Genomic DNA, 19,889 nt, shown 5'->3' with positions numbered 1-19,889 from the left:
CGACTCCGCGGTCGGGTCACACCGTTGTCCGACACTCCCCCGATGAGAGCACTCATGTTCTTCGACATACCCCGCCGCACCCGCCACCGCAGATTCGTCCGGCCCGTCGGTGCCGCCGCACTCGCCCTCGGCCTGGCCGCCGTCACCGGGTGCAGCAGCGACAGCGGCTCCGGCGACGAGACCGTCAAGGTCGGCCTGGTCGCCTCGCTTTCCGGCACCTACAAGCCGGTCGGCACCGACCTGCGCGACGGCTTCCAGCTGTACCTGAAGACGCACGACAACAAGCTGGGCGGGCGCAAGGTCGACCTCATCGTGGCCGACGAGGGCGACGGTCCGCCGACCGCCGTGCCGGCCGCCACCAAGCTGGTCAAGAAGGACAAGGTCGACGTGCTGACCGGCCTGGTCAGCGGTGGCTCGGTCAACGCGGTGCTGCCGCTGGTCGGCCAGGCGAAGATCCCCTTCCTCGGCTCCAACGCCCGTCCCGAGGTCAAGGACCCCGAGTACGTGTGGACGACGAGCTTCATGTCCGACGAGCCGGGCAGGGCCATCGCCCCGTACGTCAAGGAGAAGGTGGACGGCCCGGTCTACGCGATCGGACCGGACTACCAGGGCGGCTACGACGAACTGCGCGGCTTCACCGACGAGTTCAAGCGCATCGGCGGCAAGCTCGCCAACCCGGACGGCAAGACCAAGTGGACGCCGTTCCCGAAGACGACCAACTTCATGCCGTACTTCGCGGAGATCGCCAAGACCGACGCCAAGGCGGTCTACTGCTTCTACGCCGGCAAGGCCGCGATCGACTTCGCCAAGCAGTACGCGCAGTCCGACGTCGCCGACCTGCCGCTGTACACCGCCTTCGTCACCGAGGGCAGCGTGCTCCAGGCCGAGGGCCAGGCCGCCAAGGGCATCTACTCCGTCCTGAACTACGCGCCGGACCTCGACAACGCGGCCAACCGCAAGTTCGCCGCCGACTGGACCGCCGAGCACGACACCCAGCCGACCACGTACGCCATGTCGTCCTACGACGCGGCCGCCGTGCTCGACAAGGCGATCGCGGACGCCGCGAAGCAGGGTGACGTGACCCCGCAGACGATCAACAAGGCCATCGCGAGCCTCGGCCAGATCGACAGCCCGCGCGGCAACTGGGAGTTCAGCGAGAAGGCGCACGCCCCGGTGCAGACGTGGTACCTGCGCCAGGTGCGTCCGGACGGCAACCAGCTGTCCAACGTCATGGTCCAGGACCTGGCGACGCTCGGCGGCTGACATGGATCTGCTCGATGCCCACCTCGTGCCGGCGGTGGACGGCGTGGCCTACGGGCTGCTGCTGTTCGTCGTCGCCGCCGGCCTGAGTCTCGCGTTCGGCACGGCCGGCGTACTGAACCTCTCGCACGGCATGCTGTACGCGATCGGTGCCTACACCGGCGCCGAGCTGAGCGACGGAACGTGGGGCGGCCTCGCCCTCGGGCTCGCGGCCGGAACGGCGGCCGCGGCCCTCGCCGGGGCGGGGCTCTCCGCCGCCACGGTTCCGCTCGCCCGGCGTGGGCATCTGGCGCAGGCCCTGCTGACGTTCGGGATCGCCCTCGTCGGCGGGGACCTGCTGATCCAGTTCTTCGGGGCGGACGAGCTGCCGGTGCGCGTCCCCGGCGCGCTCGACTCCTCGGTCCACCTGCTGGGCCACCGCTACCCCGCCTACCGGCTCTGCTTCATCGCCATGGCCGTCGTCCTGGCGGCCTTCGGTACGTGGGTGCTCACCCGGACCCGGGTGGGCGCGGCGGTCCGCGCGTCGGCGGACGACCCCCAGATGCTCGCCGCCACCGGCCACAACCCCCGCGCCGTGCACACCGGAGTGCTCGCGGCGGCGGGCGCGCTGGCCGGTGCGGCGGGCGTCCTCGGGGCGCCGATCATCGGCCCCGGGCCCGGCACCTCCGAGAACGTGCTGATGCTGTCCCTCGTGGTCGTCGTCCTCGGCGGGCTGCGCTCGCTGTGGGCGACGTTCGCCGCGGCGGTCGCCGTGGGCGAGGTCCAGACCCTGGGCGTCTCGGTGCTGCCGGACCTGGCGCCGTATCTGCTGTTCGCCGCGATGGCGGCGGTGCTGGTGTTCCGCTCCCGCTTCACGGAGCCGGAGGCGCACGAGGAGCGGGGTCCGTCCGCCGACCCGGTCTCCCGGCTGCGCAAGCTCCTCGCCGCCCGGTGGGAGAACCGGCCGCGCGCGGCCGCGGCGCCCGCTCCGGCGGCCCCCGCCCGGCTCGGCGCCTGGCTGCACTCGGCCGGGTGGCGGCAGGCCGTGCCGCTGCTCGTGCTGCTCGCCGTGCTCTTCGCGCTCCCGGGGATGCTCGACTCGTACAGCATCTCGCTGGCCGGGTCCGCCCTGGCGCTCGGACTGCTCGCGGTCAGCGTCACCGTGCTGACCGGGTACGCCGGTCTGCCCACGCTCGGGCAGACCGCCCCGTTCGCCGTCGGCGCGTACGCCACCGCCAACCTGGCCGACGCCGGATGGACGGTGGGCCCGGTCCAGATCGTCCTGTCGGCGCTCGCGGCCGCCGTGTTCTCGGCGGTGACCGGACCCGCGGTCATCCGCGCCCGGGGCACGACCGTGCTGATGATCACCCTGGCGGTGGGCGAGCTGACCAGTGCGGTGATCAACCAGGTCAAGTCCCTGACGGGCGGCGCCGACGGGCTGGTCGGCTTCCCGGCCACCCGGGCGCTGTGGGGCGGCGAGGGCATGACCGAGGAGCGCGAGCTTTACGTGTACGCGGCGGTCGTCGCGGTCGTCGCCGTCGCCCTCACCCTGCTCGTGCTGCGCTCCCCGGCCGGCAAGCTGCTGACCGGCACCCGGGGCGCCGAGGCGCGGATGCGCGCGTCCGGACACCCCGTGGGGCGCTATCTCCTGGTGGCCCACATCTGCGCGGGCGCGCTCGCCGGGGTGGGCGGGTCCCTCATGGTCACCGTGCAGCAGTACCTCTCCCCCGCCGACGTCGGCTTCGAGATCGCCGCGTTCGCGCTGCTCGCGGTCGTCATCGGCGGTACGACGTCGGTCATCGGCGCCCTGCTCGGCGCCGGGCTGATCGTGTTCACCCGGGACTGGGTCGCCGGTTCCTGGCCCGGCCACGGGCCGCTGCTGCTCGGGGCGCTGTTCATCGCCGCCGTGTACCTGCTGCCGCGCGGCCTGGCCGGTCTGCGCCTCTTCACCGGCCGCCCCGCGCCCGCCGCGTCCACCGTGTCCCCCGCCGGGAAGGTCTCCCCATGACGCCCGAAGCCGCAGAGCCGGTCCCCGTGCTGGACCTCGACCACCTGACCCGCCGGTACGGCAGCCTCACCGCCGTGGACGACGTCGCGCTGCGGCTGCCCCCGGGCGCCCGGCACGCCGTCATCGGGCCCAACGGCGCGGGCAAGACGACCCTGCTCAACCTCATCGCCGGCACCGACCGGCCCGACCGGGGCACGATCGCGCTGAACGGTACGGACGTCACCCGGGCGTCCACCGCGAAGCGCAGTCGGCTCGGCATCGCGCGCAGCTTCCAGCAGCCGTCCGTCATCGGTGAACTGACGGTCCTGGACAACATCGTGCTGGCCGGGTGGGCGCACCACCCGAAGCGCCGGGGTGCCTGGCGCAGCCCGTCCCGCTACCGGCTGCACACCGAGTCGGCGGGGCAGCACCTGGAGACCGTCGGCCTCGCGCACCTGGCGCACCGGCCCGCCTCGGAGCTCTCGCACGGGCAGCGGCGCATGCTGGACCTGGCCGCGGCCCTGGCGGGCGATCCGCGGCTGCTGCTCCTGGACGAGCCGGCGGCCGGGCTGACCGACGGCGACATCGGCCGGCTGCTCTCCATCCTGGGGGCGCTGCCCGCGAGCGTGGCGGTCGTCCTGGTCGAGCACCACGTCGAGGTCGTCGCCCAGGTCGCCACGTCGGTGACCGTGCTGGCGGCCGGGCGGGTGCTGGTGACCGGGCCGACCGGGGAGGCGCTCGCCCACCCGGAGGTCCGCGACGCGTACCAGAACACGGCGCCGGTGAGGCCCCTCGCCGGCAGCCCCGAAGCGAGAGGGTGACCGACCCCCGATGCTCGAACTCACGGGCCTGACCGCGGGCTACCACGGCGGCACGGTCCTCCACGGCCTCGACCTTTCCGTGCCCGCCGGGACGGTGCACGCCGTCGTCGGCCACAACGGCGCGGGCAAGACGACGCTCGTCCACACCGTCGCCGGTCTGATGCGCCCGGACGCGGGCACCGTACGGCTGGCCGGCCGCGACCTGACCGGGCAGCCGGCGCACCGGATCGCCCGCGCCGGGATCGGCCTCGTGCCGCAGGGCCGCCGGGTCTTCGCGAACCTCAGCGTCGCCGAGCACCTGCGCCTCTCGCACCGCCCGCCGCGCCGGGGCGACGCCTCGCGGCCCAGTGTGTGGACGCCCGAGCGGGTGCTGGAGCTGCTGCCGAGGCTGGGTGAGCGCCGGGGGAACCGGGGCACGGACCTGTCGGGCGGGGAGCAGCAGATGCTGGCCCTGGCCCGGGCGCTGCTCGGTTCGCCGAGCGTGCTGCTGCTCGACGAGCCGACGGAGGGCCTGGCGCCCGCCCTGGTCCGTCAGGTGCACGACCTGGTGACGACGCTGGCCGAGGAGGGCATCGCCGTACTCCTGGTGTCGCCGAGCCCGGCGACGGCGGCCGGATGCGCGGACACGCTCACGGTCCTGACGTCGGGGCGGGTGGCGCTGCGGCTGGACGGGGCGGAGGCCCGCAAGGACCCGACGGCCCTGCACGCGGCGCTGGAGCTCGCGCCGACCGGCGTCTGACGTGGGCGAGGAGGGGGTGCACCGGCCGGTGCACCCCCTCCTCGCCCACGCGGCTACTTGGCCTTCAGGCTGTGGCCGCCGAAGCCGCTGCTGCGGTCGGAGCCGCTGTTCTGGTCCTGCCACCAGGCGTCGAACTCGGGCTGGCCCATGGCCGACCAGTCCGGGGTGTTCTCGACCTGGGTGCTGCCCATGCGGCGCGCGAGGGCGACCATCGCGGAGCCGACCGGGCCGCGGCCGGCGTCGTAGCGCTCAAGGACGTCCTTCCAGCTGTCCCCGGCGGTCCAGGCGGCCTCCAGGGCGGTGGCGTCCTGGAGCGCCTTCACGCTGCCCGCGCCGACGTGCGGACGGGAGACGCTGGCGGCGTCGCCGACGAGCGCCATGCGGCCCGAGGTGTAGTGCGGGACGGCCAGGTCGTAGATGGGCTGGATGAAGGTGGTCCCGGCGGGCGTGCCGAGCACCTTGTCGGCCCAGAAGGGCGGGAAGTGCTCCGCGACCAGCGCGCGCAGCCAGTCGGTCAGCTCGGAGTTGAGGCGGCCGGGCGGGAGCGAGGTGGGGGTGCGCAGGTCCGGGTGGAGGCCGCCGTCCTGCGGGGGCGTGGTGTAGAGCACCCAGTTGAGGCGGTGGCCGCCGGTGCCGTCCGGGATGCGGTAGATCATGCAGTGGCCGCCGGGGAAGACGATGTTGTGGGCGTCGAGCCCGTCCGAGGGCAGCCCCTCGACGTCCTCGGACGCGCCGCGCCAGCCGATGTAACCGGCGTACTCGGGGCTGATGCCGGGGAACATGGCCTCGCGGACCACGGAGCGGTAGCCGTCGGCGCCGATCACGAGGTCGAACCGCTCCTCGTGGCCGTCGGCGAGCCGCAGCGTCACCCCGTCGTCGGCCGGCTCCACGGCGGCGACGACGGCGCCGGAGCGGTAGTCGACGCCCTCGGGCACCCGGCTGCGCAGCTCGCTCCACAGCGAACCCCAGTTGTAGGCGCGGAACGGGAACGGCTGCTGCCCGAAGCCCCGGCCGTGCGGCGCGTCTCCGTCCCGTACGCTCCACACCCGCCGGGTCAGCGGCGCCCAGGGCATCTCGGGGGCTACGTATCCGGCCTCTCTCAGCTCCTCGTAGCGGTCGCTCTGGAGGGCGATTCCGACGCCCCGGTCCCGGAGTTCGGCGTCGGCGCGCTCGAAGACGGTGACCCGGTCCGCTCCGGCGCGTGCCACGGCCAGGGCCGCGGCACACCCCGCTATGCTCCCGCCGACCACGGCGATGCTGCCTCCACGCATGACTGGCTCTCCACTCACTTGATGTCCCGGCCGTCCGCCCGGCCGCTCTCCCGCCGGGGCACAGGCGCGGAAGTACGCTTGCGTTTGCGCGGGTTGGCCCGCGCCTTCACGGCCGGGGCCCGCACCGAATCCTAGCGAGGGGCGTACGGCGCGTGGATGGCCAGGTGGTCCCACTTTTCGGCCACCGATACATCGTCAACAGTCGTCCTGTGTGCGGTCCTTGGTCATTTCTGATTAGTGTTCTGTCATGTCCCCCTCGCCGGTCACCCGCTCAGCGTCCCGCCCGGCGGCCGGCTTCGGCACCGGCCGCGACGCGCTCCGAAGACGCCTCGTCGCCCCCGGCCGCAGCTGAACGCGCGGGCCCCGGCGCCCGCGCGGTCGGTGGAACCGTCCCCCTTGATTTCCCGCGAGGACCCCATGACCGAACCGATATTGATCCTGCTCGCGCTGGCGGCGGGAGCCTGCGCCTCGCTGTGGTTCCTGCGCCGCGCCCGCGCCGAGAAACGGCGGGCCGATGAACTCCGGCAACAGCGCGAGCAGTTGGCCCAGCAGATCCGGGCCGCCGAGCAGTACGTGGCACATATCGCCCAGAGCGTCGTCCAGGCGGCCGCGTCCGAGGCGCAGACCGGCCGCCCCTACCCACCGGATTCGGCCATCCCGCCGCAGCTGGCCCACACCCAGCTCGCCAACGGGCTGACCGCTCTGGCGAACCAGGTCCGCTCCGCGATCACCATGACCGGCCGCCTCGCGCAGAACGCCGCCGAGGAACAGCTCACCCAGGTCTGGGCCGAGACGGAGCGTCAGGTCGCGCAGGCCCGCCAGGAGTCGGTGGACACGGCCCGGGCGGCGGTACGCGCCTTCGCGTCCAGCACCGTGCACCGCGCGGCGAAGCTGAGCAGCACGATCAGTGCCGGGGTGCGGCGCCACGTGTCCGACGACGCGTACGCGACGCTGGTCGAGATGGACCACCTGGCGCAGCAGATGCTGCTGACCGCGTCCGGCTACGGCGTCCTGGCCGGTGACAAGCTGTCCCGGCGCTGGCCCGCCACCTCGCTCACCGATGTGGTCCGCACCGCCATGGGCCGGGTCGAGGGCTACCAGCGCGTCCAGCACACGGACCTGGAGTCCTTCGCGGTGCGCAGCCGGTCCGTGGAGGCGGTCGTCCACACCCTGGCGGTGCTCCTGGACAACGCCCTGCGCTACTCGCCGCCCAACGCCCTGGTGCACGTCTCCCTGGAGCACGGCGCGAACGCGGCGTTCCTCGTCGTGGACGACGCCGGTCTCCGGATGGAGGACGAGCGGCTGACCTGGGCCCGCGAGGTGATGTCCGGTGAGCAGCGGGACGACATCACGCGGCTGGGCGCCTACCCGCAGACGGGTCTGCGGGTGGCCTCGGTCCTGGCCCACCAGTACGGCTTCCGCGTCGAGCTGACCGCGCCGAACCTCTACGGGGGCACCCGGGCGATCATCGTGCTGCCGCAGGAGCTCCTGACGACGCCGGGGCCGTCCCGGCCGGTGTCCGCGCAGTCGCTGCCCGCGGCCCGGAAGGCCACCGTCCCGCCGCCCCGCCGGCCGTCCTCGCTCCCGGAGGCCCCGCCCATGACCGGGTCCGCACCCGAGCCCGCCGCACCCGCCGCTCCCGCCCCGGCCGCCCAAGCTCCCGCTCCCGCCGCTGCCGTCGAGCCCGCCCCCGCGGCCCCGCCCGCCGAGGAGCCCGCGTCCGGTCCGGCGCAGGCGACCACGGCCAGCGGGCTCACCGTCCGCCGGCGCGGGACGCGGCCCGCGGCCGGGGCGCGGTCCGGGCCCGAACCGGAGGTCGAGCCGGGCAGGCCCGCGGTGGCCGCCGCGTGGATGGCGGGCAGCCGCCGCAGCCGGGACAACCAGAACACCCCTCGTACGGACGAAGGACGTTGATCATGTCGGACACGCACGCGAACACCCTGGGCTGGCTGCTGGACGAGCAGCTCGGATCGGTGGAGGGCGTCCGGTACGCCGTGCTGATGAGCGGCGACGGGCTGCTGAAGGCGCGGACGCGCACCATCAGCCAGGAGGACGGCGAGAAGCTGGCCGCCCTGACCGCGTCGCTGCGCGCCTCGGGCCGCGCCTGGGACGAGTTCACCGGCGGGCAGGGCGTGCGCCAGCAGCTGATCGAGTCCGTGTCGACCATCGGGCTGACCACGGCGGCCGGACACCACACGATGCTGTCCGTCGTCACCACGGGCCCGCACGCCGACGTCGGCCTGATCAGCCACCACATGGCCCTGCTGGTCGTCCGCCTGGGCGAGCAGCTGGGCACCAGGGAGCGCACGCCGGTGCTCCAGCCGGACGGGGGCCCCGCCGCATGAGCGGCCCACGGCACGATCCGGACATGGTCAGGCCCTATGTCCGTACGGGCGGCCGGGTCCGCCCCGACCGGGATGTACGCCTGGAGAGCGTGGTCGTCGCCGCGCCGGGCCCGGCCGGTGAGCTGGGGCCCGACGCGCGGCGGGTGATGAGCCTGTTCGCGGTGGGGCGGGGCGGTCTGGCCGTCGCGGACATCGCGGCCGCGCTCCAGCTGCCGCCCTCCACCGTCCGGATCATCGTGTCCTCCCTGATGGACAGCGGCCATCTGGCCAGCCCGGCCCCCGCCGCCGGTGACCAGCCCCGAAACGACCTCCTCCAGAAGGTGCTCGATGGACTCCGAGAACTGGTCTGACGCCTCGAACGGCGTCACGTACGTACCGGCGACGGTGACCCAGTCCGCCAAGATCGTGATCGCCGGTGGCTTCGGCGTCGGCAAGACGACCTTCATCGGCAGCGTCTCGGAGGTCCGGCCGCTGCGGATGGAGGAGCCGATCACCGAGGACAGCGTCGGCGTGGACGATCTGCGCGGGGTGCCGGACAAGACGACGACGACCGTGGGCATGGACTTCGGTCGCATCCACCTGGCCGGCGGTGCCCTCGCCCTCTATCTGTTCGGCCTGCCCGGCCAGGTGCGGTTCCAGCCTCTGTGGGAGGACCTGGCGCACGGCGCGCTCGGCTGCCTGGTACTGGCCGACACCCGCGACCTGGACGCGAGCCACGAGGCGCTGGGGCTCCTGGAGGACCAGGGCATTCCGTACGCGGTCGCGATCAACGTGTTCCCGGACGCGCCCGGTTACGGCCTCGCCGAGATCCGCGAGGCCCTGGCACTGGACCCGGAGACGCCCCTGACCACCTGTGACGCCCGGGACCGTACCTCCTGCGTGTACGCCCTGATCACGCTCACGGAACACCTCGCCGCACAACGCTCGGCCCTCTCCCTGGAGCCCACGTCATGACGTCCCCCAGCATCACCCTGCCGTCGGCCCCGTCGGGCCGGGTCGCGCTCTACGACCCGGCGTACGCCGCCGACCCGCATGCCGCGTACGAGCGGATGCGGGCGGTGTACGGGCCGCTGGTGCCCGTCGAGCTGTCCCCGGGCATCCCCGCCACCCTGGTGATCGGCTACTTCCAGGCCCGGCGCATCCTCAACGACCCGCTGTACTTCCCGCACGACCCGCGCGTCTGGCAGGAGCAGGTGCCGGCCTCCTGTCCGGTGCGGCCGATGATGGAGTGGCGGCCCAACGCCCTGCGCAGCAGCGGCACCGCGCACGCCCGCTACCGGTCCGCCAACACCACCGCGATCGACGCCGTGGACCAGCACGAGCTGCGGGCCCGGGTCGAGAAGCTGGCCGAGGCCGCCATCGGGGACTTCATCACGGCGGGCCGGGCCGATGTGCTCACCCAGTACGCGTGGCCGATCGCCTTCCGCGTCCTGAGCTCCCTGCTCGGCTGCCCCGACGAGATCGGGGCGCGCATCGCCGACGGAATGTCCCGGATCTTCGAGGCCACGGACGCCCAGCGGGGCAACGAGATCCTCGGCCAGGCGGTCACCGACCTCGTCGAACTGCGCCGCCGCCACCCCGCCGACGACATCACCTCCCGGCTGATCGGCCACGCGGCGCAGCTGACCGACGAGGAGATGGGCCACCAGCTGGTCACGCTGTACGGGGCGGGCATCGAGCCGCTGACCAATCTCATCGCCAACACCCAGCTGAAGATCCTCACCGACGAGGAGTTCTCCGCCGGGCTGCACGCCGGGCACTCCACCGTGCGGGACGCGCTCGACACCGTCCTCTACACCGACCCGCCGATGGCGAACTACTGCATCACCTACCCGCCCTACCCGGCGGACATCGACGGGGTGCTGCTCCCCGCCCACCAGCCGGTGCTGATCTCGATGGCCGGCTGCAACAACGACCCGGCGATCGCCGAGGCGTCCGGCGGCATCGCGGGCAACCGGGCCCATCTGGCGTGGAGCATCGGCCCGCACACCTGCCCGGCGCGCTCGCACGCGTACCTGATCGCGGAGACCGCGGTCACCTATCTGCTCGACGCCCTGCCCGAGATGGACCTCGCGGTCCCGGCCGCCGAACTGCGCTGGCGTCCGGGCCCGTTCCACCGCGCGCTGGAATCCCTCCCCATCGTCTTCCACGCTTCCCACTGAAGGAGCCCCATGTCCGAGCAGCCGATCATCGTCCTCGACCCCGCGGGCACCGACCGCCACGCGGAGTACCGGGCGCTGCGCGAGCGCGGTTCCGCCACCCGCGTCGACGTCCTCGGGGTCACCGCGTGGTCCGTCAGCGACCCGGTCCTCCTGAAGGAGCTGCTGACCAGCTCCCAGGTCTCGAAGAACGCCCGGGCGCACTGGCCGGCGTTCGCCGAGACGGTGGCCACCTGGCCGCTCGCCCTGTGGGTGGCCGTGAACAACATGTTCACCGCGTACGGCGGCGACCACCGGCGGCTGCGCCGGATGATCGCCCCCGCGTTCAGCGCCCGCCGCATCCAGGACCTGCGCGTCTCGGTGGAGAAGGTCGTCACCGAACTCCTCGACGGCCTCGCGGACCGGCCCGCCGGTGAACCGGTCGACCTGCGCCTGGAGCTCGCCTACCCGCTCCCGATCGCGGTGATCGGCCGTCTCATGGGCGTTCCCGAGGACCAGCTCGACGGCTTCCGCGCCAAGGTCGACGGCGTCTTCGACACCACCCTCACCGTCGAGGAGGCCACCGCCAACACGGCCGCCCTGTACGGGGCCCTCGACGAGCTGATCGCCGCCAAGCGGGCGCAGCCGGGCGACGACATGACCTCGCTCCTGCTCGCCACCCGCGACGAGGAGGGCGACGGCAGCCGCCTCAGCGACGAGGAGCTGCGCGACACGCTGCTCCTGATGATCTCCGCCGGTTACGACACCACGGTCAACGTCATCGACCAGGCGATCACCGCCCTGCTGACCCACCCGGAACAGCTCGCCCACCTCCGCGAGGGCCGCGCCGACTGGAACGACGTGGTCGAGGAGACCCTGCGCCACGAGCCCGCGGTCAAGCACATCCCGATGCGCTTCGCCGTCTCGGACATCCCCCTGCCGGACGGGCAGAAGATCGCGCAGGGCGAGGCCATCCTGGTCTCCTTCGCCCCCGCCAACCGCCACCCCGACTGGCACGGCGAGACGGCCGACGCCTTCGACGTGACCCGCACCGCCAAGGACCACCTGGCCTTCGGCCACGGCGTCCACTTCTGCCTCGGGGCCCCGCTCGCCCGCCTGGAGATCGCCACGGCCCTCCGTCAGCTCTTCGAGCGCTTCCCCGACGTCAGCCTCGCGGTCCCGGCCGAGGACCTGCTGCCGCTGCCGTCCCTGATCAGCAACGGCCACCAGGCCCTTCCGGTCCACCTTCGCCCGACGGCGGGCTGACCGGCCGCCGGTGACGGCGGTGGCTGGTGTCGCACCAGGGGTACATCCGGCTGCGGCGGCAGGTGCAGACCGCGACGAGGAAGCGGTCGGAGGTGACGGTCGAGCCGTCCTCCCGGACGATCTCGACCGGCCCCTCGATCAGCACCGGGCCGCCCGGCTCGATGGTGAGGCGGCGGGGCTCACGGGCGTTCGGCACGGATGACCACCAGTTCCTCGGTGTCGTCGCGGGGGCCGAGCAGGCCCTGCTCGCGGAGCCACGGCAGGCGCGCGGTCATCACCGGCCCGAAGGGTACGGAGGACCGGCTCGTGACCGCGGCGCGCAGGCCGCTCGCGGTCAGCCGGTCCAGGGTCTCCTCCGCGCCGCACAGCGCGGAGTGGACGAGGAGCAGCACGCCGTTCGGGTGCAGGGCGTCGTGGGCGTGGGCGCAGATGCGGTCCAGGGCCTGCCGGCCCCAGAGCCCGGCGTCCCAGGCGACCTGGGGGCCGTGGGCGCGGGCGCGGCGGACCTGAGGGGCGGGGACGTACGGGGGGTTGCTCACGATCAGGTGGAAGCGCCGGCCGCCCACGGGGCCGGTGAGGTCGCCGCGCAGCACCCGGACGCGGTGGCCGGCGCGGGCGGCGTTGAGGCGGGTGGTCAGGACGGCCCGCCGCGAGATGTCGATCGCGGAGACCCTGGCCCCGCCGCGCGCCGCCAGCAGGGCCAGGGCGCCGCTGCCCGTGCAGACGTCGAGGACGTCCATCCCGGCGGCCGGGCCCTCGGCCTGGAGCGCCCGCGCCAGCAGGTGGGTGTCGGCCTGCGGGGCGTAGACCCCGGGCAGGGTCCACAGCCGGCCCAGGTCGACGGGTGGAGCGGCGGCAGTCGTCATCCGAATCCTCCGTGAGGGGGAAGGCGGTCCTCGTTGTCACCGGCGCGGGCGCATCCCGTCCAGGGTGGCCGAGCCCGCCGCCCCTCGCGACCCGGGAGGCCGTCTCGCGGGGCTCCCGGCGCGCACATCCGGCACCCCCGGGTGACCATGGCCGGAACAGGGCCCCGGCCCTCCCGGCACCGCGAAGGAGTCCCGTGACTGAACGGAAGCACCTGCTGCGCGGCCGTACGGCCGTGGTGACGGGCGGGGCGCGCGGCCTCGGCAAGGCCGTGGCGCGGGAGCTGGCCGCCCGGGGCGCCCGGGTGGCCCTGCTCGGCCTGGAGGAGGAAACGCTCGCCAAAGTGGCCGCCACGCTCCCCGCGCCCTCCGGGCACTGGCACGTGGACGTCACGGACGACGCCGCGATGGCCCGCGTCGCCGACGAGGTGCGCCGTCGGCTGGGCCCCGCTTCGGTGGTCGTCGCCAACGCGGGCGTGGCGGAGGGCGGTCCGTTCGCGGACTCCGATCCGGCGAGCTGGCGGCGCGTGGTCGAGGTCAATCTGCTCGGCAGCGCGGCCACCGCCCGAGTGTTCCTGCCGCAGCTCCTGGACACCCGGGGGCACTACCTCCAGATCGCCTCACTGGCGTCCATCGGGGCCGCGCCGATGATGAGCGCGTACTGCGCCTCCAAGGCGGGCGTGGAGGCCCTGTGCCACTCGCTGCGTTCGGAGCTGGCGCCGCACGGTGTCGGGGTGGGCATCGCGTATCTGAACTGGATCGACACCGACATGGTCCGCGACGCCGACCAGTTCCCGGTGCTGCGCGAGCTGCGCGCACATATGCCTCCGCCGGCCCGGAAGACCTACCCGGCGCCCGACGTGGCCCGGCGCCTGGTCGCCGCGATCGAACGGCGGTCGCCCTCGGTGTACGTCCCCGGCTGGCTGCGGGGCGTCCAGGCCGTGCGGGCCGGGCTGCCGGGGGTGGTCGCGCTCGCGACCCGCAAGGAGCTGACGCGCTCGGAGTTCACGGCCACGGGCCTGCTGGGAGCGGGGGGCCGCGCGGCGGAGAACGCGTAGGGCGGGACTTCCCGGACGCGCCCCGGCCCGTGCGTCAGCGCCGCAGCCGCTTCCGCAGCGCCGCGCGTGCCGCGTTCGCGCCCGGTGCTCCGTGCACCCCGCCGCCCGGGTGCGCCGAGGCCGAGGCCAGGTAAAGACCCCTGACCGGGGTCTCGGGCCGTCCCGTCCCCGGGGTCGGGCGGAACACCAGCTGCTGGTGCGCCGCCGTCGTGCCGCCGTTGATCGCGCCGCCGACCAGGTTGGCGTCCATGGATTCGATGGTAGGGGGCGCCAGCAGGCGGCGGGCCAGGACGCGGGAGCGGAAGCCGGGGGCCCAGCGCTCCACCTCCTGCTCCATGCGGTCGGCCATGGCTTCCTGCTCGCCCCGGTCCCACCGCCCGGTCAGCCCGTCCTCGCCCGCGTCGCCCTTGATGCGGTGCGGGACGTGGGTGTAGGCCCAGGCGGCCTCGGTACCGGCCGGGGAACGGGTGGCGTCGGCGGTGCTCATCTGGCCGAAGAGCAGGAAGGGGCGGTCCGGCACCTGCCCCGTCGCGATCTGCGCCGCGAACCGGGTCAGGCCGTCGACGCCGTCCGCCAGGTGCACGGTGCCCGCCATGGTGGCCTCGCGGGCCGTCCAGGGCACCGGGCCGCTGAGCGCCCAGTCCACCTTGAACGTCGCGAAGTCCCACTGGAAGCGGCGCAGGTCGTCCAGGAGCCGGGCGGGCACATGACGGGCGCCGACCAGTCCGCCGTACAGCGCCGGGGCGGACACGTCGGCGAGCACGGCGCGGGACGCGGGCACGGCCTCGCCCTTCGCGGTCCGTACGCCGACGGCGCGTCCGCCGCGCACGACGACCTCCGTGACCCGCTCACCGCAGCGGAGCACGCCGCCGTGCCGTTCGAGGCGCCGTACCAGGGCCGCCGTGAGCGCGCCCGCGCCCCCGACCGGCACCGGGAATCCGTAGGTCTGGCCGAGCATGGACATCAGCCAGCCGAAGCCGCCGCTCCCGGCCGCCTCGGGGCCGAGGTCGGCGTGGAGCGCACTGCCCGCAAGCAGCAGCCGGGCCGCCTCGCCCCCGAACCGCTCCTCGCCCAGGCGGCGTACGGGCAGCAGCAGGGTCCGCGCCAGGCGGAGTCCCCCGGCGGCCCGGAGCCGGGCGGCCAGGCGGACGCCCGCGCGCACCGGCGGGAAGGGCGTGAAGAGGGCGCCCAGCACCTCGCGGTGCACCCGGTCCCAGGTGGCGCACAGCTCCAGCCACGCCGCTCCGTCGCCCTCGGAGAAGGCGTCGAGCCCCGCCGCCGTGTCCCGCGCACGGTCCGCCAGCACCGCGCACCGCCCGTCCGGCAGCGGGTGCGCGAGCGGGCGGGGCGCACGCGACCAGCGCAGCCCCTCCTCGTGGAGGTCGAGCCCGTCGATGACCGGGGACGCCGCCGCCAGCGGATAGAACGCGCTGAACAGGTCGGAGACGTAATCGGGGTGCACCCCGCGGTCGCTGCGTACGGCCCCACCGGGCTCGGGCTGCGCCTCCAGGACCTCGACGCTCCACCCGGCGGCGGCGAGCAGATTGGCCGCGACGAGGCCGTTGGGGCCCGCGCCGATGACCACGGCGTCCGGCATCGATGCCTCCAGGTGGGGTCGCGGGAAGGGCTTCAGACCGCTTCGCGGGCGCCCTTCGGGGCCGCCTCGACGGTCTGCGCGAGACGGGCGAGGACGCTGCGGTGGCGGAGCTGGATCAGCGCGTCGACGACGGTGTTGTGGAGCTTGCCCGCCGGTCCGCGCAGGGGGTGTTCGTCCAGCGTCACCAGGGCGTTGTCGCCCCAGCGGCGTACCTCGATGGCGATCCGGGCGGTGCCGATCCGCCCGCTGTCGGCCTCCAGCTCCAGGATGTGCGGGGCCTCGCAGCGCCGGACGGTGGTCCGCCCCTGCACGGACCACCGGCCGATGCGCAGGACGTACGTGAGGCCGGCGCCGACCTCCGGCCAGTTGCCCCGGCGAGGGCGCGAGTCGGAGGTCCCGACCACCCAGTCGCTGTAGCGGGAGGGGTCGGCGAGCACCCGCCAGACGTCCGCCACCGTGGCCTCGATCAGTCGATGCCGTACAGCCATGAGTCCTCCTCTTGTCGTGCCGCGCCGGGTGCTCAGGGGGTGACGATGGCGAAGTCCGGGTCCGGGGCGTCGAGATGGCCGAGGAGCTCGATCAGCCGCCCCGCGTCGCCGGTGACCTCGACGCCGGGGCGGGCCGCCAGGTCGCCGGGCCGCACGGCGCCCACCAGGACGTCCCGCAGATCGGCCTCGGTCAGCGCGAAGGTGACGTCGGGCGCGCCCACGGCCGGTCCGGTGCCCACGACGTGGGTGAGGACGCCGTTGCGCAGCCGCATCGTGAGGGGTTCGGCGCCCGCGATGTCCCAGCGGACGGTGATGTCGGCGTCCCAGGCACGGGGGCCGTTGACCCGGATGGCGACCGAGTCGACCAGCTGGTCCAGGGTGAGGGCGGCCAGGACGTCGGGCGAGGCCGTGCTGGTGGGGGTGCCGAGGCTGCCGTGGCGGAGCTCCTGGGCGCCCATCAGGTAGACGCTGCGCCAGGTCCCGTTCTCACTGCCGTAGCCGAGCTGTTCGAGCGCGTCGGCCTGGAGGGAGCGCGCCTCCGCGTGGTCCGGGTCCGCGAAGACCAGGTGGTTGACGACCTCGGCGACCCAGCGGTAGTCGCCGTCCGCGAAGGACTGCCGGGCCCTGCGCAGGATCGCGTCCGCGCCGCCCATGAACTCGACGTAGCGCCGGGCCGCCTCGACCGGGGGGTGCTGCCAGAGATGCGCCGGGTTGCCGTCGTACCAGCCCAGGTAACGCTGGTAGATCGCCTTGGCGTTGTGGCTGACGGAGCCGTAGTAGCCGTGCGTGTGCCAGACCCGCTCCAGGGCCGGCGGCATCACGATCTCCTCGGCGATCTCGGGCCCGGTGAGGCCCTGGTTGAGCATCCGCAGGACCTGGTCGTGGAGGTACGCGTACAGGTCGCGCTGCTCCATCAGGAAGGAGATCACACGCTCCCGGCCCCAGACCGGCCAGTGGTGCGAGGCGAAGGCGACGTCCGACACGTCACCGAAGAGGCTGACCGACTCCGTGAGGTAGCGGGACCAGACGTGCGGGTCGCGGACCTCGGCGCCGCGCAGCGTCAGCAGGTTGTGCAGGTTGTGCGTGGCGTTCTCCGCCATGCACAGGGCCGAGCGGTCCGGGAAGTGGATGTTCAGCTCGGCCGGGGCCTCGGTGCCGGGTGTGAGCTGGAAGACCATGCGGATGCCGTCGACGGTCTCCGTCTGGCCGGTGCGGGTGATGTCGAGGGTGGGCGGGATCAGCCCGGGCGCACCCGTCGACACGCTCTGCCCGAGGCCCGCGCCGATCTGCCCCTGGGGCCCCTTCGGGAGGGCGGCGCCGTACATGTAGGCGGCGCGCCGGCTCATCGCCGTACCCGCGTAGACGTTCTCGCTGACGGCGTGGGCCAGGAAGCCGTGCGGGGCGAGCACCGGGACTCCGGCCGCGACGTCCTCGTCGGTCAGCACCCCGCGTACGCCTCCGAAGTGGTCGACGTGGCTGTGGGTGTAGAGCACGCCCGTCACGGGCCGCTCGCCCCGGTGGGCGCGGTACAGCGCGAGTCCGGCGGCGGCCGTGGCGGCGCACACCAGGGGGTCGATGACGAGGACGCCCCGGTCGCCCTCGACGATCGTCATGTTGGACAGGTCGAACCCGCGCACCTGGTAGATGCCCTCGGTGACCTCGAAGAGCCCGTGCTCGGAGCAGAGGCGGCTCTGCCGCCACAGGCTCGGGTTGGCGGTGTCCGGGCACTCCTGGTCGAGGAACCCGTAGGCTTCCAGGTCCCATACGGCGCTGCCCGTGGCGTCGCGGATCAGGGGGTCCTGCGCGGTGCCCATGAACCCGCGCCGGGCGTCCTCCAAGTCCTGGGTGTCGCCGAAGGGGTAGTCGCGCCGTACCGCCTGGTTCGCCTGCGCCACAGTCCGCTCGGCGGGCTTGGCGTCGGTGTCCTGGGACATGTCGGTCTCCCTCTCGGCGGCCGGGCCCGCGCGGGCCCGGGCACCGCCACCCTCACCCGGCGTCCGGGGCCCCACAAGCGGGTGTAAGCCGTACGGGGAGGCGAACGGGGTAGGATATACCCCTAGGGGTATGACACGTCACCGAGACCCTGGATGTGGGAGGAACCGTGGAGCTGGACATGGCGGCCGACGAGCTGAAGTCGGTGCTCAACCGGCTGAAGCGGGCCCAGGGCCAGATCGCCGGGATCGTCAGGATGATCGAGGAGGGCCGGGACTGCGAGGACGTGATCACGCAGCTGGCGGCCGTCTCCCGCGCCCTGGACCGGGCCGGGTTCGCCATCATCGCGACGGGCCTCCAGCAGTGCATGACCGACGGGGACCGGCCCGCCCTGGACCGGGACCAGATGCGGGCCCGGCTGGAGAAGCTGTTCCTGTCCCTGGCGTGAGAGGCACGGGCCTGAGGGGCGCCGACTCCCTTACGTAGGCGCGTCGGCCAGCATGAACGCGGCGACCGCGAGCAGCACCCAGGCGAACAGCCGCTGGAGCCTGCCCCCGGAGACCCGTGCGGCGAGGCGCTTGCCGTCCCAGGCGCCCAGGATCGCGGCACCGGTGAACGGGGCCGTCACCGCCCAGGTCTCCGCCACGTACGCGATCCGCACGCCCCTCGCGGCGGCCGCCGCGAGGACCCGCTCCACGTCGCGCGGCGGGTCCACGACGACGGCCGTCGCCTGCCCGCCCGCCAGATAGCTGCGGTTGCCCAGGCCCTCGGTCTCCAGGGTGTCCACGAAGAACACGGTCGACTCCCTCCAACACGGTCGGTTCATTACCCCGGGGGGTATCCGGCTTTCACCGCAACAGAGATACCCCCCAGGGTATTTTTCGAGCCGTGGGTGCCCCCTGGGTACGGGCACCGCCCCGCTCTACGCCTTGCGGGCGAGCAGGTGCACTTCCTGGAACTGGCGGCGGTCGTCCGGCCGGGGCTCGCGGACCATCCGGGCCGTCTCGGTCAGCCCGTGGGCGCGCAGCAGTCCGGCGAGGTGGTCGGGCGACCACCGGTAGGCCGTCGTGACGGCGTGGTCGAATGGCTGCGTGGGACGGTCGGGCCCGTCGGTCGCGGAGAAGCCGATGAGGAGGTGGCCGCCGGGTGCCAGTACGCGGCTGAACTCGGCCAGGACCGGCGGGAGTTCCGCGGGCGGGGTGTGGATGACGGACCACCGCGAGAGCACGCCGTCCAGCGCGCCGTCGGCGAGGTCGAGGGCGCCCATCTCCCCTGGCTCGAAGCGCAGTCCGGGCCAGGCCCGGCGGGCGATTCCGACCATCGCGGGTGAGGCGTCGACCCCGAACGCGTCGAGCCCCAGCCCCGCGAGGTGACCGGTGACATGGCCGGGCCCGCACCCAAGGTCCGCCACCCGCCCGCCCGCCCCGACGGACTCCGCGAAGGCGTCCAGCATCGCGCGGTCCAACGGGCTGTCGCGCAACGAGTCGCTGAACAGCTGCGCGTACAGCTCGGCGGCGTCGTCGTAGGCGGCACGGGTGACGGAGAGGGCTTCGTGTTCGACCATGGCGGCGAGGGTAGTGCCCCTACCTGACGGAGTCCGTCGCGAGTCTGGCGTGGGTCTCGACGTCATAGCGGACGCCGTCGTACGCCGGCTTCTGCCGCCGCACCCCTTCGGCCGCGAATCCGGAGGCGAGCGCCACCCGGCAGGAGGCGGGGTTGTTGGTACGGTGCCCCAACTCCAGCCGGAAGGGATCCAGTTCAGAGAAGCACCAGTCGGCGAGCGCCCGGCAGCCGAGGGTGGCCACTCCTCTGCCCCGTGCGGCGGATCCGGTCCAGTAGGAGACCCAGCCGGTGGCATGCCGGTTGTCCAGGCTGCTCACGGCCACACCGCCGAGGGCGGTGCCGGACGCGTCCGCGACGGCGAAGGCGTAGGCGATCCCCCGGCCCCACTGGTCCTGCGCCGCCGCACCCACTGCTCGACGACGGACACCGTGACGAGGGGCGCCTCGGCCTGCCGCTCCATCCCCGGCTCGGCGAACGCCTCCCGTACGGCGGGGGCGTCGGACATTTCCCAGGGGCGCAGGCTCAGCCCGCCCGGCAGTCGCATGCGGTCGCTCATCCCCGGATTATCCGGGCAGCCGCCGG

Annotated in this window: 19 protein-coding genes and 3 pseudogenes; 12 read left to right on the top strand and 10 right to left on the bottom strand. The window is 73.8% G+C overall.

The features are described 5' to 3' along the window. Positions 1-54 precede the first annotated feature (54 nt). The 4 genes from OHS17_RS25950 to OHS17_RS25935 are packed head-to-tail and all read left to right on the top strand — an operon-like array spanning position 55 to position 4,786. Positions 55-1,263, top strand: a complete 1,209-nt coding sequence (locus OHS17_RS25950; RefSeq protein WP_330315356.1) for an ABC transporter substrate-binding protein — start codon at positions 55-57, stop codon at positions 1,261-1,263. Position 1,264: 1 nt separating this feature from the next. Beyond that, complete coding sequence (locus OHS17_RS25945; protein ID WP_330314069.1) at positions 1,265-3,247, top strand: branched-chain amino acid ABC transporter permease; 1,983 nt, start codon at positions 1,265-1,267, stop codon at positions 3,245-3,247. Further along, entirely contained in the window at positions 3,244-4,047 is an 804-nt protein-coding gene (locus tag OHS17_RS25940) for an ABC transporter ATP-binding protein (RefSeq protein WP_330314068.1), read from the top strand. Before OHS17_RS25945 ends, OHS17_RS25940 begins: the two co-directional genes overlap by 4 nt. Positions 4,048-4,057: 10 nt before the next feature. Beyond that, positions 4,058-4,786 carry an ABC transporter ATP-binding protein gene (locus tag OHS17_RS25935; protein WP_330314067.1) on the top strand — a complete coding sequence of 243 codons (729 nt, stop codon included), beginning with the start codon at positions 4,058-4,060 and terminating at the stop codon, positions 4,784-4,786. A gap of 53 nt (positions 4,787-4,839) precedes the next feature. Here the strand turns inward: OHS17_RS25935 and OHS17_RS25930 are convergent, their stop codons facing one another. Then, positions 4,840-6,057 carry an FAD-dependent monooxygenase gene (locus tag OHS17_RS25930; protein ID WP_161208868.1) on the bottom strand — a complete coding sequence of 406 codons (1,218 nt, stop codon included), beginning with the start codon at positions 6,055-6,057 and terminating at the stop codon, positions 4,840-4,842. A 417-nt stretch (positions 6,058-6,474) separates the two neighbouring features. Between OHS17_RS25930 and OHS17_RS25925 the strand changes: the two genes are divergently transcribed. From OHS17_RS25925 to OHS17_RS25900, 6 genes are read left to right on the top strand one after another with little or no spacing between them, the layout of a single operon-like run. Then, positions 6,475-7,971, top strand: coding sequence for a hypothetical protein (locus OHS17_RS25925; RefSeq protein ID WP_330314066.1), 1,497 nt, complete (start codon positions 6,475-6,477; stop codon positions 7,969-7,971). A gap of 2 nt (positions 7,972-7,973) precedes the next feature. Further along, positions 7,974-8,402 (top strand): roadblock/LC7 domain-containing protein, encoded by a 429-nt coding sequence (locus OHS17_RS25920; RefSeq protein ID WP_018105448.1) that lies wholly within the window; start codon positions 7,974-7,976, stop codon positions 8,400-8,402. Between the two features lie 23 nt (positions 8,403-8,425). After that, positions 8,426-8,752 carry a DUF742 domain-containing protein gene (locus OHS17_RS25915; RefSeq protein WP_018105447.1) on the top strand — a complete coding sequence of 109 codons (327 nt, stop codon included), beginning with the start codon at positions 8,426-8,428 and terminating at the stop codon, positions 8,750-8,752. Next, positions 8,730-9,356, top strand: coding sequence for a GTP-binding protein (locus OHS17_RS25910; protein WP_161211749.1), 627 nt, complete (start codon positions 8,730-8,732; stop codon positions 9,354-9,356). The genes OHS17_RS25915 and OHS17_RS25910 overlap by 23 nt, the downstream gene beginning before the upstream one ends. Continuing rightward, positions 9,353-10,564, top strand: coding sequence for a cytochrome P450 (locus OHS17_RS25905; RefSeq protein WP_330314065.1), 1,212 nt, complete (start codon positions 9,353-9,355; stop codon positions 10,562-10,564). Before OHS17_RS25910 ends, OHS17_RS25905 begins: the two co-directional genes overlap by 4 nt. 9 nt (positions 10,565-10,573) lie before the next feature. Next, positions 10,574-11,806 carry a cytochrome P450 family protein gene (locus OHS17_RS25900; RefSeq protein WP_330314064.1) on the top strand — a complete coding sequence of 411 codons (1,233 nt, stop codon included), beginning with the start codon at positions 10,574-10,576 and terminating at the stop codon, positions 11,804-11,806. Here OHS17_RS25900 and OHS17_RS25895 read toward each other — a convergent pair. After that, positions 11,754-12,002: a CDGSH iron-sulfur domain-containing protein gene (locus OHS17_RS25895; protein ID WP_026171834.1), complete on the bottom strand. Its 249-nt coding sequence runs from the start codon at positions 12,000-12,002 to the stop codon at positions 11,754-11,756. The genes OHS17_RS25900 and OHS17_RS25895 overlap by 53 nt on opposite strands. Further along, entirely contained in the window at positions 11,986-12,672 is a 687-nt protein-coding gene (locus OHS17_RS25890; protein ID WP_330314063.1) for a HemK2/MTQ2 family protein methyltransferase, read from the bottom strand. Before OHS17_RS25890 ends, OHS17_RS25895 begins: the two co-directional genes overlap by 17 nt. Before the next feature lie 194 nt (positions 12,673-12,866). Here OHS17_RS25890 and OHS17_RS25885 point away from each other — a divergent pair, with 194 nt between their 5' ends. Beyond that, positions 12,867-13,727, top strand: coding sequence for an SDR family oxidoreductase (locus tag OHS17_RS25885; protein WP_330314062.1), 861 nt, complete (start codon positions 12,867-12,869; stop codon positions 13,725-13,727). A gap of 34 nt (positions 13,728-13,761) precedes the next feature. Here the strand turns inward: OHS17_RS25885 and OHS17_RS25880 are convergent, their stop codons facing one another. The 3 genes from OHS17_RS25880 to OHS17_RS25870 are packed head-to-tail and all read right to left on the bottom strand — an operon-like array spanning position 13,762 to position 17,746. Continuing rightward, a complete protein-coding gene (locus OHS17_RS25880) occupies positions 13,762-15,324 on the bottom strand; it encodes a phytoene desaturase family protein (protein ID WP_330314061.1) in 1,563 nt (520 codons plus the stop codon). 32 nt (positions 15,325-15,356) lie between these two features. Beyond that, positions 15,357-15,812: an SRPBCC family protein gene (locus OHS17_RS25875; RefSeq protein ID WP_330314060.1), complete on the bottom strand. Its 456-nt coding sequence runs from the start codon at positions 15,810-15,812 to the stop codon at positions 15,357-15,359. Positions 15,813-15,844: 32 nt separating this feature from the next. Next, positions 15,845-17,746: an alkyl/aryl-sulfatase gene (locus OHS17_RS25870; protein ID WP_330314059.1), complete on the bottom strand. Its 1,902-nt coding sequence runs from the start codon at positions 17,744-17,746 to the stop codon at positions 15,845-15,847. Between the two features lie 167 nt (positions 17,747-17,913). On the opposite strand from OHS17_RS25870, the gene OHS17_RS25865 reads away from it, so the two are divergent. Beyond that, entirely contained in the window at positions 17,914-18,192 is a 279-nt protein-coding gene (locus OHS17_RS25865) for a metal-sensitive transcriptional regulator (protein ID WP_018105438.1), read from the top strand. A 30-nt stretch (positions 18,193-18,222) separates the two neighbouring features. On the opposite strand, the pseudogene OHS17_RS25860 reads toward OHS17_RS25865, so the two are convergent. The 4 genes and pseudogenes from OHS17_RS25860 to OHS17_RS25845 all read right to left on the bottom strand — a co-directional run. Beyond that, positions 18,223-18,378 (bottom strand): annotated as a pseudogene (locus OHS17_RS25860) (sulfite exporter TauE/SafE family protein); the annotation flags it as partial. Further along, a pseudogene (locus OHS17_RS25855) lies at positions 18,375-18,540 on the bottom strand (MBL fold metallo-hydrolase); the annotation flags it as partial. The pseudogenes OHS17_RS25855 and OHS17_RS25860, both read right to left, overlap by 4 nt. Positions 18,541-18,666: 126 nt before the next feature. Beyond that, positions 18,667-19,308, bottom strand: a complete 642-nt coding sequence (locus OHS17_RS25850) for a class I SAM-dependent DNA methyltransferase (RefSeq protein ID WP_330314058.1) — start codon at positions 19,306-19,308, stop codon at positions 18,667-18,669. A gap of 19 nt (positions 19,309-19,327) precedes the next feature. After that, positions 19,328-19,863: pseudogene (locus OHS17_RS25845) on the bottom strand (GNAT family N-acetyltransferase). Positions 19,864-19,889: the final 26 nt, after the last annotated feature.

Origin of the sequence: Streptomyces sp. NBC_00523 (assembly GCF_036346615.1) — a bacterium.
Taxonomy (GTDB): domain Bacteria; phylum Actinomycetota; class Actinomycetes; order Streptomycetales; family Streptomycetaceae; genus Streptomyces.
This window is presented reverse-complemented; position numbering and strand designations above follow the sequence as displayed.

What these genes read in the sequence shown, in the direction of transcription:
- OHS17_RS25880 (WP_330314061.1), bottom strand. Translation starts at nt 15,324, where the DNA reads ATGCCGGACGCCGTGGTCATCGGCGCGGGCCCCAACGGCCTCGTCGCG.
- OHS17_RS25945 (WP_330314069.1), top strand. Translation starts at nt 1,265, where the DNA reads ATGGATCTGCTCGATGCCCACCTCGTGCCGGCGGTGGACGGCGTGGCC.
- OHS17_RS25950 (WP_330315356.1), top strand. Translation starts at nt 55, where the DNA reads ATGTTCTTCGACATACCCCGCCGCACCCGCCACCGCAGATTCGTCCGG.
- OHS17_RS25875 (WP_330314060.1), bottom strand. Translation starts at nt 15,812, where the DNA reads ATGGCTGTACGGCATCGACTGATCGAGGCCACGGTGGCGGACGTCTGG.
- OHS17_RS25925 (WP_330314066.1), top strand. Translation starts at nt 6,475, where the DNA reads ATGACCGAACCGATATTGATCCTGCTCGCGCTGGCGGCGGGAGCCTGC.
- OHS17_RS25910 (WP_161211749.1), top strand. Translation starts at nt 8,730, where the DNA reads ATGGACTCCGAGAACTGGTCTGACGCCTCGAACGGCGTCACGTACGTA.
- OHS17_RS25920 (WP_018105448.1), top strand. Translation starts at nt 7,974, where the DNA reads ATGTCGGACACGCACGCGAACACCCTGGGCTGGCTGCTGGACGAGCAG.
- OHS17_RS25905 (WP_330314065.1), top strand. Translation starts at nt 9,353, where the DNA reads ATGACGTCCCCCAGCATCACCCTGCCGTCGGCCCCGTCGGGCCGGGTC.
- OHS17_RS25940 (WP_330314068.1), top strand. Translation starts at nt 3,244, where the DNA reads ATGACGCCCGAAGCCGCAGAGCCGGTCCCCGTGCTGGACCTCGACCAC.
- OHS17_RS25935 (WP_330314067.1), top strand. Translation starts at nt 4,058, where the DNA reads ATGCTCGAACTCACGGGCCTGACCGCGGGCTACCACGGCGGCACGGTC.
- OHS17_RS25870 (WP_330314059.1), bottom strand. Translation starts at nt 17,746, where the DNA reads ATGTCCCAGGACACCGACGCCAAGCCCGCCGAGCGGACTGTGGCGCAG.
- OHS17_RS25930 (WP_161208868.1), bottom strand. Translation starts at nt 6,057, where the DNA reads ATGCGTGGAGGCAGCATCGCCGTGGTCGGCGGGAGCATAGCGGGGTGT.
- OHS17_RS25900 (WP_330314064.1), top strand. Translation starts at nt 10,574, where the DNA reads ATGTCCGAGCAGCCGATCATCGTCCTCGACCCCGCGGGCACCGACCGC.
- OHS17_RS25890 (WP_330314063.1), bottom strand. Translation starts at nt 12,672, where the DNA reads ATGACGACTGCCGCCGCTCCACCCGTCGACCTGGGCCGGCTGTGGACC.
- OHS17_RS25850 (WP_330314058.1), bottom strand. Translation starts at nt 19,308, where the DNA reads ATGGTCGAACACGAAGCCCTCTCCGTCACCCGTGCCGCCTACGACGAC.
- OHS17_RS25915 (WP_018105447.1), top strand. Translation starts at nt 8,426, where the DNA reads ATGGTCAGGCCCTATGTCCGTACGGGCGGCCGGGTCCGCCCCGACCGG.